Annotated in this window: 18 protein-coding genes and 1 tRNA gene; 9 read left to right on the top strand and 10 right to left on the bottom strand. The window is 66.8% G+C overall.

Going from position 1 to position 16,849, the window contains the following annotated elements:
- Window positions 1-334 (top strand): response regulator (locus ACFEMD_RS21815; protein WP_394743384.1); only part of this gene is annotated, 334 nt, incomplete at its 5' end.
- A gap of 176 nt (window positions 335-510) precedes the next feature.
- On the opposite strand, the gene ACFEMD_RS21820 is transcribed toward ACFEMD_RS21815, so the two are convergent.
- From ACFEMD_RS21820 to ACFEMD_RS21835, 4 genes are all read right to left on the bottom strand, one after another.
- A complete protein-coding gene (locus ACFEMD_RS21820; RefSeq protein ID WP_394743385.1) occupies window positions 511-1,749 on the bottom strand; it encodes a mandelate racemase/muconate lactonizing enzyme family protein in 1,239 nt (412 codons plus the stop codon).
- Window positions 1,750-1,893: 144 nt separating this feature from the next.
- A complete protein-coding gene (locus tag ACFEMD_RS21825; protein WP_394743386.1) occupies window positions 1,894-2,964 on the bottom strand; it encodes a glucose 1-dehydrogenase in 1,071 nt (356 codons plus the stop codon).
- 196 nt (window positions 2,965-3,160) lie between these two features.
- On the bottom strand, window positions 3,161-3,814 hold the full coding sequence (locus ACFEMD_RS21830) for a bifunctional 4-hydroxy-2-oxoglutarate aldolase/2-dehydro-3-deoxy-phosphogluconate aldolase (RefSeq protein WP_394743387.1): 654 nt from the start codon (window positions 3,812-3,814) through the stop codon (window positions 3,161-3,163).
- 128 nt (window positions 3,815-3,942) lie between these two features.
- Window positions 3,943-5,007, bottom strand: a complete 1,065-nt coding sequence (locus ACFEMD_RS21835; protein ID WP_394743388.1) for a TrmB family transcriptional regulator — start codon at window positions 5,005-5,007, stop codon at window positions 3,943-3,945.
- Between the two features lie 147 nt (window positions 5,008-5,154).
- On the opposite strand from ACFEMD_RS21835, the gene ACFEMD_RS21840 reads away from it, so the two are divergent.
- Window positions 5,155-7,179, top strand: a complete 2,025-nt coding sequence (locus ACFEMD_RS21840; RefSeq protein ID WP_394743389.1) for a glycoside hydrolase family 15 protein — start codon at window positions 5,155-5,157, stop codon at window positions 7,177-7,179.
- A gap of 41 nt (window positions 7,180-7,220) precedes the next feature.
- On the opposite strand, the gene ACFEMD_RS21845 is transcribed toward ACFEMD_RS21840, so the two are convergent.
- Entirely contained in the window at window positions 7,221-7,751 is a 531-nt protein-coding gene (locus tag ACFEMD_RS21845) for a multiprotein-bridging factor 1 family protein (RefSeq protein WP_394743390.1), read from the bottom strand.
- Between the two features lie 208 nt (window positions 7,752-7,959).
- Here ACFEMD_RS21845 and ACFEMD_RS21850 point away from each other — a divergent pair.
- The 5 genes from ACFEMD_RS21850 to ACFEMD_RS21870 all read left to right on the top strand — a co-directional run bounded on the left by ACFEMD_RS21850 (window position 7,960) and on the right by ACFEMD_RS21870 (window position 10,896).
- Window positions 7,960-8,044: transfer RNA gene (locus ACFEMD_RS21850), tRNA-Leu, on the top strand.
- Window positions 8,045-8,241: 197 nt separating this feature from the next.
- Window positions 8,242-8,805 (top strand): DUF420 domain-containing protein, encoded by a 564-nt coding sequence (locus ACFEMD_RS21855; protein WP_394743391.1) that lies wholly within the window; start codon window positions 8,242-8,244, stop codon window positions 8,803-8,805.
- A 43-nt stretch (window positions 8,806-8,848) separates the two neighbouring features.
- On the top strand, window positions 8,849-9,253 hold the full coding sequence (locus tag ACFEMD_RS21860; RefSeq protein WP_394743392.1) for a hypothetical protein: 405 nt from the start codon (window positions 8,849-8,851) through the stop codon (window positions 9,251-9,253).
- Between the two features lie 79 nt (window positions 9,254-9,332).
- Window positions 9,333-10,217: an SDR family oxidoreductase gene (locus ACFEMD_RS21865; protein ID WP_394743393.1), complete on the top strand. Its 885-nt coding sequence runs from the start codon at window positions 9,333-9,335 to the stop codon at window positions 10,215-10,217.
- A 286-nt stretch (window positions 10,218-10,503) separates the two neighbouring features.
- A complete protein-coding gene (locus ACFEMD_RS21870) occupies window positions 10,504-10,896 on the top strand; it encodes a methyltransferase family protein (RefSeq protein ID WP_394743395.1) in 393 nt (130 codons plus the stop codon).
- Between the two features lie 2 nt (window positions 10,897-10,898).
- Here the strand turns inward: ACFEMD_RS21870 and purF are convergent, their stop codons facing one another.
- On the bottom strand, window positions 10,899-12,371 hold the full coding sequence (gene purF, locus ACFEMD_RS21875) for an amidophosphoribosyltransferase (protein ID WP_394743404.1): 1,473 nt from the start codon (window positions 12,369-12,371) through the stop codon (window positions 10,899-10,901).
- Window positions 12,372-12,546: 175 nt separating this feature from the next.
- A complete protein-coding gene (locus ACFEMD_RS21880; RefSeq protein WP_394743396.1) occupies window positions 12,547-12,855 on the bottom strand; it encodes a cupin domain-containing protein in 309 nt (102 codons plus the stop codon).
- A 194-nt stretch (window positions 12,856-13,049) separates the two neighbouring features.
- Here ACFEMD_RS21880 and ACFEMD_RS21885 point away from each other — a divergent pair, with 194 nt between their 5' ends.
- Window positions 13,050-13,385: a rhodanese-like domain-containing protein gene (locus tag ACFEMD_RS21885; RefSeq protein ID WP_394743397.1), complete on the top strand. Its 336-nt coding sequence runs from the start codon at window positions 13,050-13,052 to the stop codon at window positions 13,383-13,385.
- A 9-nt stretch (window positions 13,386-13,394) separates the two neighbouring features.
- On the opposite strand, the gene ACFEMD_RS21890 is transcribed toward ACFEMD_RS21885, so the two are convergent.
- Window positions 13,395-14,168, bottom strand: a complete 774-nt coding sequence (locus tag ACFEMD_RS21890) for an MOSC domain-containing protein (protein WP_394743398.1) — start codon at window positions 14,166-14,168, stop codon at window positions 13,395-13,397.
- A gap of 95 nt (window positions 14,169-14,263) precedes the next feature.
- The gene (locus ACFEMD_RS21895; protein ID WP_394743399.1) at window positions 14,264-14,746 is read right to left on the bottom strand and encodes a DUF6735 family protein; all 483 of its coding nucleotides are present in this window, start codon (window positions 14,744-14,746) and stop codon (window positions 14,264-14,266) included.
- A gap of 163 nt (window positions 14,747-14,909) precedes the next feature.
- Here ACFEMD_RS21895 and ACFEMD_RS21900 point away from each other — a divergent pair, with 163 nt between their 5' ends.
- The gene (locus ACFEMD_RS21900) at window positions 14,910-15,560 is read left to right on the top strand and encodes an HAD family hydrolase (RefSeq protein WP_394743400.1); all 651 of its coding nucleotides are present in this window, start codon (window positions 14,910-14,912) and stop codon (window positions 15,558-15,560) included.
- Between the two features lie 80 nt (window positions 15,561-15,640).
- Here the strand turns inward: ACFEMD_RS21900 and ACFEMD_RS21905 are convergent, their stop codons facing one another.
- Window positions 15,641-16,081 (bottom strand): polyketide cyclase/dehydrase, encoded by a 441-nt coding sequence (locus ACFEMD_RS21905; protein ID WP_394743402.1) that lies wholly within the window; start codon window positions 16,079-16,081, stop codon window positions 15,641-15,643.
- Between the last annotated feature and the right edge of the window lie 768 nt (window positions 16,082-16,849).

A 16,849-nucleotide genomic window follows, 5' to 3' on the forward strand; every position in this document is an offset into this window, starting at 1 on the left:
ATTACAGTCAGTCACTAATGGTGATGACGCTGTGGAGTTCTTACGTGAGTCCGCAGATAACGAACTTCCCGATCTCAGCCTGCTGGATCTGAACCTTCCCGGTCGAGACGGATGTGAAGTCCTCGAAATGATCCGGGATAATCCCCGGCTCAAACCGCTGCCTGTACTTATGCTCACAAGTTCGGAGGCTGAGGAGGATATTGCGCGGTGCTATGATGCCCGCGCTAACGCCTATCTGACAAAGCCAACAGATCCTGACGAGTTCATTTCTCTTGTAGATGTTCTTGAGAGGTTCTGGGTTGAGCAAGCACGGCTCCCACGAATCCCTCCCTAATGTTCACCTTTTGCGGATGTCAACCTGTGCTGAGTAGTTGGCTTGTACCGACCGCTATATCAATTCCCTGTGCGTAACGTGACCCTCTCACACCGATCTGAATAAATAAACTGTACTCCGATCTGCTATTGTTCCTCGCCGAATAGCACAAATCAGAGATTCGCTGACTCGACGAGCTACTCCTCGTCGAACAACTCCTCACCCTCGACCATCTGCTCCTCGACGACGTCCATGTCGAGGGTGACGCCGAGACCGGGCTCCTCGGGGATATCGATGTAGCCGTCCTCGATGACGTCCTCCTGGACGATGTCCTCCCACCAGTCGAGTTCGTAGGAGTGGTACTCCACCGCCAGGGAGTTCGAGATGGCGGCGCCGACGTGGGCGCTGGCCATCGTCGCGACTGGCGAGGAGACGTTGTGCATCGCGACCGGGATGTAGTACATGTCCGCGAGGTCGGCGATCTTCCGGGTCTCGCGCATGCCGCCGACCTTGGGCATGTCGGGCGCGATGATGTCGACGGCCTGGTTCTCGATGAGGCTGCGCTGGCCGTGCTTGCGGTAGACGTTCTCGCCGACGGTGATCGGGGTCGACGTGCTCTGGGTGACCTCCCGCTGGACGTCGTGGTTCTCCGGCGGGACGGGGTCCTCGAGCCACCAGACGTCGTACTCCTCAAGACGCTGGGCGAGACGCTTCCCGCTGCCGCCCGAGAACGTCCAGTGGCAGTCGAAGGCGACGTCGGCGCGGTGGCCGACGCGCTCGGTGATCGCCTCGACGATGCTGGCCTTGTGCTCGATCTCGACGCCGCGCAGGTGGCGGTTGGCGCGGTCCTTCTCGTGGCCCGACGGGACGTCGAGGTCGAACTTCAGGGCGTCGTAGCCCAGATCCTCGACGACGCGTTCCGCCTCGTCGGCGCAGGCGGCGGGGTCGGCCTCCTCCTCCGTGTGACAGTCGCAGTAGACCCGCACCTCGTCGCGGTACTTGCCGCCGAGCAGCTGGTAGGCCGGCACCTCGAGGATCTTGCCCGCCAGATCGTGCAGCGCGACCTCGATGCCCGAGATCGCGGTGACGGTGACCCCGCCGAGCGAGCCCTCGCCGGACATCTTCTGGACGAGGTGTTCGGTGAGCCGATCGATGTCGAGCGGGTTCTCGCCCCGCAGGAACGGCTTCATTCGCTCGATGAGCTCCGGTGCGCCGGCACCCCAGTAGGCCTCGCCGGTGCCGACGATGCCGGCGTCGGTGTAGATCCGGACGAGCGTCCACGGGAAGTTGCCGTCGATCATCGTCGTCTGGACGTCGGTGATCTCGACGTCGCGGCCGTTGCCGCGCTCACCCGTTACGCCCATCGTCTCCGCGGAGAGCTCCCGCATCGTGTACTCCGCGTTCGGATCGTGTAGCTTCGAGTAGTCGACTCCCATGGAGGGCAGTACTCACTCGTGATCGGGTAATTGTTTCTATTTCGGGACACACTCTCTGGCATACGAGTAGTACTGTCGGCACTACGTGCCGATAGCCGCTGAATCGTACGCGGCGTCCGAACGGCTCGAGCCGTCCTCGAGGCCTTACTCGAGGGGCGCGAACTCGACGGCCGTCTTCACGACGTCGTCGCCGGTCTCGAACGCCCGCTCGTACTCGTCGAGTCCGTAGACGCCCGTGACGAGGTCGTCGAACAGCCACTCTGGCAGTCCCTCGAGCGTGTCGGTGGCGGCCTCGAAGTGGCCGCGGTGGGAGTTGACCGAGCCCACGAGCGCCTTGTTCTGCAGGACGAACTCCCGGTGGAGGCAACCGCCGTCGACCTCGAACGACCAGGACTCGGGGACGCCCAGCAGGGCGCCGACGCCGTTGGGCGCGAGCGCCTCGATCGTCTCGAAGGCGTGTTTCGCGTAGCCGGTCGCCTCGTAGACGAAGTCGACCGACTCGTGCTCGGCGGGGATCTCGGGGACCGGCGTCTCCCGCGAGTCGACGTAGGTCGAACCGAGTTCCTCGACGATGTCGATCGTCGGATCGGGGCGGTCCCGTCGACCGAGACAGTACGTGCGATCGAAGCCGAGCGTCGTCTCGAGCATCGCGAGCGTCAGCAGGCCGAGCGAGCCGTTGCCCAGAACGAGCGCGGACTCGGGCTCCCACTCGAACGCCGAGCGGGAGGCGACGGCGTGTTCGATCGCCTTCTCGGAGACGCTGATCGGCTCGACCAGGAATCCGAGGTGGGCGAGCCGTTCGGGGATCGGGACGAGCGTCTCGGCGGGACTCGTGAAGTACTCCGCCATGAAGCCGTGGGCGCCGACGATGCCCCGCTCGAGGTACTCCCCCTCGCGAGCCATGTCGGGTTCGCCGCGCTCGAAGAACTCGTTGGTGCCGTTGGGCGGCCGACGCACCGTCGGGACGACGTAGTCGCCCTCCTCGAGATCGGTGCCGTTCGGATCCTCGACGACGCCGACGGCCTCGTGACCCAGCACGAGGCGATCCTCGCCGGGCGGCACCTCGCCGTGGTGGCCCGCGATGACCTCGTGGTCGGTGCCGTCGACGCCGACGCGGAGCGTCCGGACGAGCGCCTCGCCGTCGCTCGGTTCGGGGAGCGGGCGCTCGACGACGGTCGGTTCGCCGGCGCCCGGTTCGACTGCGATCGCCTTCATAGCTCGACGTACGAGCCGAGCGAATAAAAGATTACGCTATCTGTAGTAAATATTTGAACGGCGGTTGGGGGACCGTCGGTACCGATTCGCGGACTCGGCTGACGCGGCCCGCGGGCTCGAGAGCCGCCGCTACTCCGCCTCGAGCACCGTCGCTACCCTCCTCTCGAGTTCGCAAGAAAGCTGTCGACCGAAACCGTTACTCGCTCCGCGCGTCCTCGACGGCCTCGACGAACGCGGCGGCCGTCTCGCGAACTTGCTCCATGTCGCCGTCGGCGATCGCGTCGTAGTCGACGATCGCGCTCCCGGCGCCGACGGCGACCGCGCCGGCCTCGAGGTAGTCGGCGACGTTGTCGGTCCCGATCCCGCCGGTCGGGATCACGTCGACGTCGCCAAGCGGGCCCTGCAGGGCGCCGATGTGTCCGGGACCGACCGTCGAGGCCGGGAACATCTTCAGTACGTCCGCACCCGCGTCGATCGCGGTGACGGCCTCGGTCGGCGTCATGACGCCGGGCGCCGAGAGCACGCCGTGGCGGTTACAGACGGTCACGACCTCGGGATCGACGTGGGGGGAGACGACGAACTCGGCGCCCGCGTCGATCACCGACTGGGCGCTGGCGGCGTCCAGAACGGTGCCCGCGCCGACGACGGTGTCCGTCCCCTCGAGTTCGCGATCGATCGCCGCGAGCTTCTCGTACGTTCGCGTCCCGTCCGCGGTCACCTCGAGCGCGCCCACGCCGGCCTCGGACATCGCGCGGGCAACTGGAACGACGTCGTCCTCGCCGACCCCGCGAAGGACGGCGAGCGCGCCGCTCTCGACGATTCGTTCCTTGACGGCGTCCGGCGAACTCATCGGCGACCTCCGTCGGTGCTCGCTCGGGTGATCGTCGGTCGCGCGCTCGTCGAACGTTCACTCGGTCGCGAAAGAGCGTTCATTACGAGCGGGTTCGCGGCCCCCGGTCAAGAAAGTTGCCGAGCCGCCTACTCAGCCTCGAGCGGGCGGATCGTCACCGAGTCGGCCTCGAACTCCTCGAGGAAGGCGCCCGAACCCCCGATCGTGTACCGTTCGCCGTCGACCTCGAGCGTAACCGAGTTCTCGATCGGCAGCGTCGAGGTGGCGGGGCGAACGAGGCTCTGGCGAACGTCGACGATCTCTCCGGTTAGCGTCGCGGGCAGCTCCCGGTCGCCGATGGGGGAGCCGGTAACGGTCGCCTCGAGCCGGGTGTCGGCCGCCCGGTGGAGCGCGATCTGGAAGACCGCGTTCCGAAATCCCTCGTAAGTCTGCGGAAGTTCGCGAGCAGCGGTGACGTAGCGCTCCTCTGCGGTCGGCCAGTAGTTCGCCAGGAACGAGCCCGCCAGCACGGGCGCGAGCTGTTCCTGGGTGAGCGAGATCGCCCGGGTCTCGCTCGTCGAGTCGGTCAGCAACTCGCTGGGCGCGAGCAGCCCGTGTCGTCGGTCGACCGTCAGCATCGTCGGCACCAGCGCGTCCCAGGTTCGAACCGTACTCGCGGTGCCGGCCAGCGAGGCGATATCCTGGCGCTCGCTCTCGGCGCCCCCGAGCAACAGCAGGACGAGCACCCCGCGGTCGACGGTCTCCTCGAGGGTCCCGCGGACGTGGGGTAACACCTCGGCGGGCAGCGACAGCGTCACCTCGTTCTCGGCGTCGGCGAGCAGGCTTCGGATCCGCTTGAGAACCGTCTGCCGGGACTTGATCACCTCGAACTGCTCGCCCGCTCGCTCGGTTTCGGTGTAGCGGGATCTGATCTCGGGTTCGATCTCCTCGACGCTGCGCGTGAGCCGATCGACGACCGTCTCGGGCGCCACCGGTCTGATCAGCGTCGGCACCGAGTGATCGTCGACCTCGACGAACCCTCGCCCCTCGAGTTCCTCGCTGATGCTGTAGACGTACCGCTTGGAGACGTCGGCGGCGTCGGCGATCGTGCTCGCCTTCGACTCCCCGTGCTCGAGGATCGCGAGGTAGGTGTCGATCTCCTTCGCCGAGAGGCCGAACCGCTCGAGCAACCCGGTGAGGTCGTCGTCGTCCATGTGTTTCTCACTCCAACGATCGACCGATCGCTGTAAAAGATTCCCGATCGGTCCGACTGCCGAATCGGCGCCGCTCTCACCCGAGTTCACAAAGTAAGAACACATTTTTCAACAAACTTTAGCCGGCGGAGTTCGAACGCAGACGCGATGGAACTGCACGACGCCCTCGACGACGTCAAGCGCTCCCGCGGCGACCCTCGCCGGTTCTCCGGTGAGCGTCGCTCGACCGCGGGGCTGTTCTCCGGGCTGGACGATCGGCTGGTCCACGTCGCCCCGAACGGCTCGCTCAGAGACTACTCGTACCCGCTGTCCGGGCTCGCGGGGATCGAACGCTCCCGCTTCGGCCTCGAGATCGACGGCGACGTCTCCTGGTTCGACGACGGCACCCAGCGGTACGTCGGCGACACCGCGGTCGTCGAGACCGTCCACGAGGTCGGCGATCGGACCTGTCGACAGTACGACCTGACGCTCGGCCGACTCCACCTCACGGCATTTACACTCGAGGGGGCGGACGACGTCGAGGCGGCGATCCGGGCCTGCGTCGGGTTCGCTCCCGACAACCAGACGAGCCGGATCGGCCAGCTCCGCCACGGCGACGCCGTCGAGGTCCACCACCGCAACGAGCGGGACCTCCTCACGGCCTCGACCGATCTCTCGGGTATCGGCCACCCCTCGATCCGGTTCGAGGAGATACTCGACGACGACCCCGTCCCGTTTCCACGACCCGGGAGCGACGATCGCTACGAGGAGGATCGCCTGAGTCCGATAGCGATGGTCGACGTCGAGCTCTCGGGGTCGGAGCCGACCGCGACGATCGCAACCCTGCTCTCGACGGACGACCGGGCGGACGCCCTCGAGCGCGTTCGGGCGGATGTCGACGCGCACGCCGACCCCGAGGCGCTGCTCGAGGCGGGGCGACGGCAGGCCCGAGACCGGCTCCCCGAGACGACACCGGGGATCGACGGCGGCTTTGCGGACCTCCGTGCGCTCTCCTTGCTCCGAGCGCCGTCGGGAGCCCGAATCGCCGGTCCCGAGTTCGATCCCTTCTACCGGCACTCGGGCGGGTACGGCTACACCTGGTTTCGCGATGACGCCGAGATCGCCGGCTTCCTGCTCGAGGCCGATCGGCGGGCGGGGCTCGGACTCGACGAGTGGCACGCCGCCAGCGCCCGCTTCTACGTCGAGACCCAGCTCGAGGACGGCACCTGGCCCCACCGGGTCTGGCCCGACGACGGAAGCCTCGCCCCCGGCTGGGCCCACGGCCGCCTCGAGGAGGCCGACTCGATCGACTACCAGGCCGACCAGACCGCCAGCGTCGCGGCCTCCCTCGCGACGTACCTCCGGGTGATCGACGACGACGAGCGCGTCCGCGAGGCCGTCGTCGCCGCGCTCGAGGGACTCGACGACACCCTCGAGGCCGACGGCCTCCCCGGACGGGTCCAAAATGCCTGGGAGAACATGACCGGGCGCTTCACCCACACCGCCGCGACGTATCTCGAGGCCTACGCCGCGATCGCCCGGGCCCCGCTACCGGACGACGTCACGGCGCGCGCACGCGAGAGCGCGCGAACGGTCTACGAGGGGCTCGACGCGCTGTGGGTGCCCGAGCGGGGCTGTTACGCGCTCCGACTCGAGGACGGCGACCTCGACGACCGACTTGACGGGAGCACGCTCGCGCTGGCGGCAGCCCACCACGAGTACGCCGCGATCGGAACCGTCGACGACGAGCGACTCGGGCGCCTCACCTCCCACCTCGAGACGACGACCGATGGACTCTACCGCGATCCCGAAGGCCCGATCGAGGGTCTCGCTCGCTTCGAGGACGATCCCTGGCGGGTCGCCGATCAGGGGGTGCCGAAGATCTGGACGGTGACGACCGCGTGGGGCGCTCACGCGTCGGCGGAGCTCCACGAGCTGCTCGCCGCGGCGGGCCACGACGCCGCCCCGGAGTTCGACGCTCGTGCTCGAGCGCTGCTGGAACTCGTCACCCCGGGCGGGCCGCTGCGAAGCGAGGGTGAGTACCTGCCCGAACAGTTCTTCGACGACGGGATGCCCGACAGTGCGACGCCGCTGGGGTGGCCCCACGCAATCCGGCTCGCGACGGCGACGGCGCTCGAGGGGAGCGACGTCCCGGACGCTACCGCTGACGAGCCTGCGCTCGATCCGCCGTAGCCCGAACAGAAAACGAGCGGGAAGTCGACGTTCTTTCGGCGCTACTCCGCGAGCGAGACGTCGAGGGTTTCCTCGAGGGCGTCGATCAGGCCGCCGCCGACGCCGGCCTGGGTCGCCCGACCCTGCTCGATCGCCAGCAGGTCCTTCTCGGGGACGTCGAGCTCCTCGGCGAGTTCCTCGCGCTGGTACCCGGCCTCCCGGCGCGCCTCGACGAGCACCGACCCGTAGTCGGAGACCAGGTAGGGCAACGGATCGTCGTCGTAGTTCGTCCCTTCCTTCTCCCAGTGTTCGGAGTCGCCGTCCCAGACGGGGTTGGCCTTCGCGACGTTCTGGGCCGCTTTCTGTTTCCGGCTGGGCCCGTCGTCCTGCCCGCTTCCCTGTGAACTGGAGCCGCCGCGACCCCCGCGTCCTCCGCTGCGTTTCTGTGCGTCGTCGTGTGGCGCACAGTCCGGACAGACCTCGAGTTCGGCACCGGCGACCTGCGCGCGCCGAAGCGAGTCGCTCTCGGCGCCACAGAGTTCGCAGTTCGTCCCGCCGCCGCCACCGGACGAACCGGTCGAGTACTTAGCCATACCGTACGTTGGAATCTGTCGCATTTTAACTATACGGTAGCTACGACCGGACGTCCCGAAGGCGCCCGGACGGACGGCTCGTATCGTTGCCCGGATCGGAGGACGGCGCCCTCGGCCGATTCCGTGTGATTCGGACGCAGGCGCCGACTCAAAGGAAAGGGCTTTTATAATCACGCTGGATACGATTGAGTGCAGAAAGAGAACGCGAGCGTGGGTAGCCAAGCTAGGCCAACGGCGCAGCGTTGAGGGCGCTGTCCCGTAGGGGTCCGCCGGTTCAAATCCGGTCCCACGCATCGCACGCGCGGTCCCTTGGGACCGCGATACGCGAGGCGGCCACGCCGCCGAGCGAGTCGATGCAGGTGATCTCCCTTCGCGGACATCACCCACGCATAACTTCTGAGGAACGTTCCACTCGAGAGCGACGGCGCTCGTCGCTCGAGTCACGTCGAGAGACAGCAACCGCTTTCCCCGCCCAGTCGAACTCCCGGACATGGAGTACGTTCCTCGAGAGCGGGTCCGTTCGCTCACGGCCGTTCTGAGCGTCGCCTCGCTGGCGGTTGTCTTCGCGGCTGCGGGCGGGCAGATTCCACAGTCGACGGTACCCGCCGCGCCCGAGTGGTTCCTCGAGCTGATCCCCCACGTCAACGTCGTGATCAGCGCGACGGCCATCGCGACGATCGCGTACGGCTGGCGGGCGATCCGGCGCGGGCGGATCGATCGCCACCGGATCGCGATGCTCACCTCGTTCGGTCTGTTCGCGGCGTTTCTAACCCTCTACCTCTACCGGCTGGTCGCGACGGGCGGGCCGCAGCCGTTTCCCGGTCCCGACGCCGTCTACCAGTTCGTCTACCTGCCGATCCTGGCGATCCACATCCTGCTCGCGGTGGTCTGCATCCCGCTCGTCTACCACGCGCTCCTGCTGGCGGGGGCGTACTCGCCCGGGGAGCTGGCGCGGACGAACCACGCTCGAGTCGGCCGGATCGCGGCAGCCCTGTGGCTGATCTCCTTCTCGCTGGGGATCGTCGTCTACGCGCTCCTGCACGTCGGCTACTGAGCCGAACCGACGGCTTTTCGTCTCGAGGGCCGAACGATCAGCCGTGCAACTGACCCGGAGGGCCGTTCGAAACGGGCTCCTCGTCGGCGGCGCCTTTTTCGCGGTGACGGGCGTCGTCACCGGGCTCGTCCCGACGCCGATCTTCGAGCGGATGGTTCCGCGGACGCCGCTCGACTACGGGTTTCTGTTGCTGACGACCGCTCTCGCCGGCGCCTACGCCGCACAGCGGACGGCGATCGACGACTGCTCCGGCGACGCCTGCGGATACGCCGGCGCCGCGGGCGGCTTCTTCGCCGTCGCCTGCCCCCACTGCAACGCCGTCCTCGTCGCGCTGTTCGGGAGCTCCTGGCTCGCGACCTACGTCGATCCGATCCGGCCGCTGTTCGGCCTGGTCGCGGTCGCCCTCCTCGCGGGGATCCTCTACGCGCGCCGGGGTCGAGGCGGGTGAGGGCCTGCAGTCGGTGATCCCGAGGGTGCCTTCGCTCGCAACGCACACGTCCAACAGTCGTCGGAAGGTAGCGCTGGACATGACACACGAGCAAGCCCGCGAGAAGGCCGAAGCGGTCGAACCCCAACAGCAGGACCGCCAGCCCGGCCTCGAGAGCGAGATGGAGCCGCCCGCCGAGTTCATCCGCGAGGACTACGAGGGCAGCGGCAAGCTCGAGGGGAAGGTCGCCGTCGTCACCGGCGGGGACAGCGGGATCGGCCGGGCCGCGGCGGTCCACTTCGCCCGCGAGGGCGCCGACGTCGCCGTCATGTACTTAGACGAGGAGGAAGACGCCGAGACGACCGCGGAGATGATCGAGGACGAGGGTCAGGAGAGTCTGACCATCTCGGGTGACGTCCGCGACAGTGCGTTCTGCCAGGCGGCCATCGAGGAGATCGTCGACGAGCTCGGCGATCTTAACGTCCTCGTGAACAACGCAGCGGCCCAGGTGGTCAAGACCGATCTGACCGATATCACCGACGAGCAGTGGGAGGAGACGTTCGCGACGAACATGCACGGCTACTTCTACCTGACCCGGGAGGCGCTGCCCCATCTCGAGGACGGCGATACGATCGTCAACACGACCTCGGTGAACGCGTTCGCGGGCAACGATATGCTCGTGGATTACTCGACGACGAAGGGCGCGATCGTCGCCTTCACGCGATCGCTGTCCCAGCAGCTCGCCCCCGAAGGGATTCGCGTCAACCAGGTCGCGCCCGGCCCGATCTGGACGCCGCTGATCCCCGCGACGATCGGCGACTACGACCCCGAGGCCGTCGAGGAGTTCGGCCAGGACGTCCCGATGGGTCGTCCGGGCCAGCCAAGCGAACTCGGCCCGGCGTACGTCTACCTCGCCTGCGAGGACTCCTCGTACGTGAGCGGACAGACGCTGCACATCAACGGCGGTTCGATCGTGGGCGGGTAGCCGACCGTCGTCGTCACCGATCCCGTCGGAGCCCGGGACGAAATTGGCACCGACCAGACACTTATGCCGGTCGGAAAAAACCGTTCCGTATGCTCCCGCGGCTCGGGACGCAATCGCTACCACTGCTCGTCTTCTTTCTCGTCGTCGGCGTCTGGATCGCCTCGGACTGGTCGATCGCACTCCGTCACCGGGGTCCGGACGAAGAGACGCAGGACCGGGGTCGAAATACGCCATCGGCGCGGCCGTCATTGAAGGCGTCCTCGCGGCCGTCCTGTCGTCTCAGCTCGTGCCCGCCCTACAGGTTCCCGCACCGACCGCGGCGTTCTGGCTCGGGCCGGGGACGATCCTGCTCGGCGTCATCGTGCGACGGTCTGCCGTTCGCACGCTCGGAGACGGCTTCGCGATCGAGGTAACCGTCGAGGAGGACGACAAAGTCATCGAGTCGGGTCCGTACCGGTGGGTTCGTCACCCGTCCTACACCGGCGCCCTGCTCTCGCTGGTCGGCGCCGGTATAACTCTCGGCAACTGGTTGAGCATCGCTGCGACAGTGCTGGCTGGGCTGGCGGGCTACGGCTACCGAATTCGCGTCGAGGAACGCGCCCTCAGGAAGACGCTGGACGGGGATTACCTCGAGTACGCCGAGCGAACGCCGTACCGGCTCGTCCCCGGTCTCTGGTGAGCTCAGTCGTCCGCGTGCATCGTCCGCCCGCCGACGTTCGGACGCGAGACCTCGCGGTCGGTCTCTTCGTCCTCGATATCGTAGGGGTACTTCCCCGTCACGCAGCCCAGACAGAGGTCGATGCGTTCGGTCTCGAGCACGTCGGCGACCGCGTCGGTCGAGAGGTAGGCGAGGCTGTCGGCGTCGATGGCCTCGCGGATCTCGTCGGTGTCCTTGTCCGAGGCGATCAGCTCCTCGCGGGTGGCCATGTCGATGCCCATGTAGCAGGGGGCGACGATCTCTGGGGCGCCGATACGGACGTGGACCTCCTCGGCGCCACAGTCCTTGAGCAGCTGGACGAGCTGGGTGGAGGTCGTCCCGCGGACGATCGAGTCGTCGATGACGGTGACGGTCTTGCCCTCGATCGTCGATTTGATCGGGTTGAGCTTCAGGCGAACCGCGCGCTCGCGCTCGTCCTGGGTCGGCATGATGAACGTGCGACCGACGTAGCGGTTTTTCATCAGCCCCTCGGCGAACTCGACGCCGTCGTCGTCCTCCGGGCGGGCCTCGCCGTCGGGGGTCGTCTCGCCCGCCGCCTCGGCGTACCCCGAGGCGAACGCGCGCCCGGAGTCGGGTACCGGCATGACGACGTCGGTCTCGACGCCGCTTTCGGTCCAGAGCTTTCGGCCGAGCTCGCGACGCGCCTCGTAGACGAGCGTGTCGTCGATGACGCTGTCCGGGCGGGCGAAGTAGACGTGCTCGAAGAAGCAGTGAGCGGTGTTGTCCTCCTCGACGAGCTGGTAGGAGTCAAAGCCCTGTCCGTCCGCATCGAGGACGACCAGCTCGCCGGGGCGGACGTCCCGGACCAGCTCTCCGTCTAAGGTGTCGATCGCGGCCGACTCGGAGGCCAGAATGTAGCCGTCCTCGAGCCGGCCGATACACAACGGGCGGTTTCCCTGGGGATCCCGGACGCCGAGTACCGTCTCATCGTGGCTGATCGTCAGCGCGTAGGAGCCGTGGATCCGCCCCATCGTGCGCTTGACGGCGCGGACGAGGTCCTCCTCGAGCAGGTTGCGCGCGAGGTCGTGGGCGATGACCTCGGTGTCGCCGTCGCTGGTGAAGGCGTGGCCGAGGGCGGCGAGCTCGTCGCGGATCTCGTCGGCGTTGACCAGGTTGCCGTTGTGCGAGAGCCCCAGCGAGCCGCTCTTGAACGAGACCGAGAACGGCTGCGCACAGGAGGTGTCGAGCGAACCCGCCGTCGGGTATCGGACGTGGCCGATCCCCGCCGAGCCGGCCAACCCCTCGAGGTCGCCCTCGTCGAAGACGTCGCCGACCAGTCCTCTGTCGACGTGGCTGTGTTGCTGGAAGCCGTCGTGAGTAACGATGCCCGCGGACTCCTGGCCGCGGTGCTGGAGCGCGTAGAGCGCGTAGTACAACGGTCGGGCCGCGTCGCGACCGTCGAGCGCGACGCCGACGACGCCGCACTTTTCGGTCATTCCTGTTCGCCGGGGAGTCTCGCCCCGCCCATCAGTCATGGTCGACCGTAGGGTCCCGCACGGACAAAAATCCCCGTGTTTGTGCCATCAGTACGGCCCCTGGCTGCACCTAGTATGCACGAACGTGGATACATATCTGGATCGCACGACAGCGCTGCCGCGAACGACCTCCCGTCTATGGCTCCGGTTCTGACGCGAAGACGACGACCGCCGTGCTCTCCTTGAGGGCGTGCGGGGCGACCTCGCGGTCGCCGTCGAATCGAACGAGGTCGCCCGCCTCGAGTTCGTAGGGCTCCCCGTCCAGCGAGAGCTCGAGCGAGCCCGACAGGAGGTGAAAGACCACGTGCGACTCCGGGTGGCGGTGTTCGGGGATCCGCTCGTCGGCCTCGAGGTGCAACCGGACCGCGCGAGGGTCGCCACCGTCGTCGAACACCTCGACGTGGGGCGTCTCGGTTAGATCTGAAAGCGACGTCAGTTCTGGCATACCCGATCGTTTCTCGTTCGTCCACTTGGTGGTGGCGTCGAACCCGTTCGTCGATCCCGACCCACCGGATCCGACCGAAAGGTGTTAACGGGTCGCTCCCCCAATCGAGAGCATACGAGCCGACGCCGTCGAGGTGTCCGCCGGATCCGTCCGGCCCGACGCTCGAGACGGCAGGCACTCGTCGACACCCAACGATGGTATCCGAAATTCCACCCGAAGACGTCAAGGCAAAGCTCGAGGACGAGGACGTTCAGATCGTCGATATCCGATCGGAATCCGAGTACGAGCAGGGACACATCCCCGGCGCGATCAACGTGCCGATGGCCAAACTCGCGACGGAGATCGACGAGTACGACTGGGGCGACGACGTGGTCGTCGCCTGTCCGATCGGACAGAGTTCGATCCAGGCCGCCCGGCTGATCGGGAGCTTCGAGGACGTCGACAGCGACGCCGTCGCGAGCATGGAGGGCGGCTACCGGGAGTGGGAGTACGATCTTGAGACCGGGTCGGTCGCCGACGCCGAGGACTGACCCCGTCGATTACTCCTCGTCGATCTCGACAGGATCGCCGACCTCGAGGCCGCGATCCCGGTGTCGTTCGGGAACGTCCGCGATGAGCATCAGCGTGTAGTAGTGGTCGAAGGCGTCCCCGTCGGCCCACTCCGGAAACGTCTCCCGGCGCTTCTCGACGAATCGCTGCTGGAACGCCGGCAGTTCCTCGCCGTTGTCTGGGTCCCGCTTCGGGACGACGCAGCGCCCGCAGGGAGTGACGCCGTCGAACCGGACGTCGCCGGCTGCGAACGACGGCGCCCCGGAGCCGACGAAGCGATCCTCCCAGAACGGCTCGACGCCGCCGATCTCGACGTTCGCTCGCATCCGCCGGCGGACGCTCTCGACGGTCAGCCCGTCGAACCAGTCGGCGACGGTCTCGAGGGTGGCCGTACTGATCACCGACGGCCCCATCTCCCGTCGGTCGACGAATCCGAGCGACCGATTGCGTTCGAGGGTAAGCTCGAGGTCGAAGACGTCGCCGAACCAGTCTTCTGTTGCTTCGCGCTCGTCTTCCAGATCGAACCACCGGCGGTCGCCGTCGTCGCTCTCGACCGCGAGCGCCCCGGTTTCGGGATCGAACTCGGTCTCGAGGTCGTGGACGCGCGGCGTTCGCTTCCCGTTTACCACCTCCCCGCTCTCGTCGACGAGCGCGAACTCCCTGTCGAACGCGAGAGTTCCGCCCTCCACGAACTCGGCTCGCTCGAGGTCGATTCCGTCGAGTCCCTTGATCGGATACACCCGGAGTCGGTCGACTCGTGCCATCGCCTCCCACTGCGGGGGGACGGGGTATAACGATCCCGTTCGATCACCGGCTCTCGGCCGTCGGCTCCCGTCGGTGTAGCGTTGTCTCGGCGCGGCTACGTTCCGCGATACGTGTACGGAATCCCGTCGTACTCCTCGACGACCCGCGCCTCGAGGTACGTCCGTGCCGCGTCTCGGGGAAACTGCCACAGTTCGACGATATCACCGAGAGCCGTCTTCGTCGCCCGGAACCAGCGCCGGAACTCGCGGTCGGCCTCGCCCGGCCCGAGTTCGACGATCGCGCCGCGGTCGCCGCCGCGACGCTCGTCCCACTCGAGCCAGGCGACGCGGTAGCCGTCGCTCCCTCCTTCGCGAACGAGATACAGCGCCTCGTACTTGCAGGGATCGAGGAAGTCCGAGAGGATCCGCTCTCCGGCGACCGCCTCGGCGACCGGTGACTCCTCGATGACACCGTCCGCGAGCGGGCGCTCGTCGTCGATCCGATCGACGAGATCCAGTCTCGTCCCACCCCAGTGGCTGTAGCGCAGGTCGTAGAGCCGGTCCGGTCGCTCGTAGGCGACGAGTGCTCTATGCCCCATCGCCGTCCCTCCGCGGTCGGCTCCAGCTCGTCCTCGCGTCCGAATCCTCGGTCTCCATCGATGGTGCTGGCCGCTCCCCCGTACTTCAATCCAAGGACGATCGCTGGGACTGGGGGTCCGAACACAACCGAGAAAACCCCGCGGCCCCTACTCTATCGAACGGATGGGCTACGACGCATTCGTCTTCGACAACGACGGCGTGCTGACGAGACCGACCGATCGCGGGGTCCTGGTCGAGGCGATCCGCGCCGCCTTCGACGAGGTCGGAGTCGCGGAGCCGACGAGCCACGAGGTTGAGACGCTGCTCGGTCCGGACGTCGACACCCTTCGAACTGTCGCGGCCGACCGGGAACTCGAGCCCGAGACGCTCTGGGCGGCCCGCGAGCGCGCGGCGATCCAGGCGCAGCTCGAGGAACTCAGGAAGGGACGAAAACGGCCCTACGAGGATGTTACGGCGCTCGAGCGTCTCGAGGAGCCGACGGCGATCGTCAGCAACAACCAGCACGAGACGATCGGCAACATCCTCGATCACTGCTCGCTCGCCCCGTTCGACGTCTGGTACGGACGGGAGCCGACGCTCGAGGGGGTCCAACGAAAGAAACCGGAGCCGTACTACCTCGAGCGCGCGATCGACGACCTCGGTGCCGAGAACCCGATCTACGTCGGCGACAGCCGCGTCGACGTCGCCGCGGCCGACGCCCTCGGAATCGACGCGGCGTTCGTTCGCCGGGACCACCGCCGCGGCTACGACCTCCCGACGGAGCCGACCTACGAGATCGACTCGCTCGCGGAGTTACGGGAACTCCCTCGATAACCGTTTAGACGTACCGGTCGAGTTTTAGCGCCCCCGCAAGCTGCTATACGGACGCGCCCGACCCGGTACTGCAGTTCGTCTCATGCTCTCGCTCGCGACTCGGCTCGCTCCCTGATCGTTCGGTTTCGCTCCTCGAACTCCCGCTCGAGCCGTCGTTCGTCGAACGCCAGCGGAACGAGCGCACCCCGGGCGGTCTCTCGCTGGAGGAGCCGGGTTCGCCTCCCGCCGTCGATCGGCTCGAGGTGAAACTCGTGGTAGCTGTCGAAGGCGAAGGGCACGCCGGCTCGGTCGAGACGGACGAGCCGACGGTCCTCTTCGGCGATGAGGATCTCCGGCTCGAGGAACCCGTTGCGACCGTCGGTCGCCGATCGCTCCGGACGCAGGCGGCCTCCCACGACCGGAATCGCGTTGATCGACCGCTCGATCGCCGTTCGCCCCGCCGCGTCCTCGAGTTCGGCCAGAACCTCCCAGACCACCTCGGGGAGTGCGTCTATCTCCTCGAATCGCTCAATTTGGTTCATGCTACCACACCTTCCACAAGAAACGATGACTGTATCGGTTCCCCGGCGAACGGACTGCGGCGGGCTAAATGCCGTCGTCGAACCGACGTGTTTCTCGCGAGCGAGTCGTCGGTGGCTCGCCCCGGGCGAAGCAGTACCGGACCGACGTCGCCGCGTTTCGTCGAGTCCGAGACGATCGGACCGAGTAGAGTTGGCTACGGGATGCTCCTCGAGCCCGATTCCGCTGTGGCTGCTCGTTGCTTCGAGGATACTATCAGTGCTCTCGCGAACGAACCCGACACCTCGTCCTCGGTAACTTGGTGGCTTCCGACTGCCTCAGATGACTACACCGGAATCATGGTTGAACGACACTCGTTCGAACAAACCGGAAGCCGCGGCGGTGGCGCCGATCGGATGCGATTTCGCAACGTCATCGTTTCGTTCTGCTCGTTTCGGTTGAATGTGGACCGAAGTCAGACTCGAGTGGTTCGGGTTCTGAAGACCGTCCGGTACCGGCGATCGTTCGGGATGGCTATTAGTACTGAATTGCTCGAGAACCGATATTCCGAATCCGCCTTTCAGGCCGCCGTCACGTGTTTGTGACTCCCTGTCGGCGAGACTTGCGTTCGAAGGCCTTATGTAGTGGTCGGGAACTTGGTTATAGTACGAAGAAGATGAGGAGCTCACCCCTGCGGTCCGCCGCAAGATGAGTTCTGATGTGAGCCTTGGTAGTTCGGTGACGCCCGATCGGTCCGCGATTCGGCACCACCGAACTGGACCCATATACGA

This window comes from Natronococcus roseus (assembly GCF_043677095.1).
GTDB classification, from domain to species: domain Archaea; phylum Halobacteriota; class Halobacteria; order Halobacteriales; family Natrialbaceae; genus Natronococcus; species Natronococcus roseus.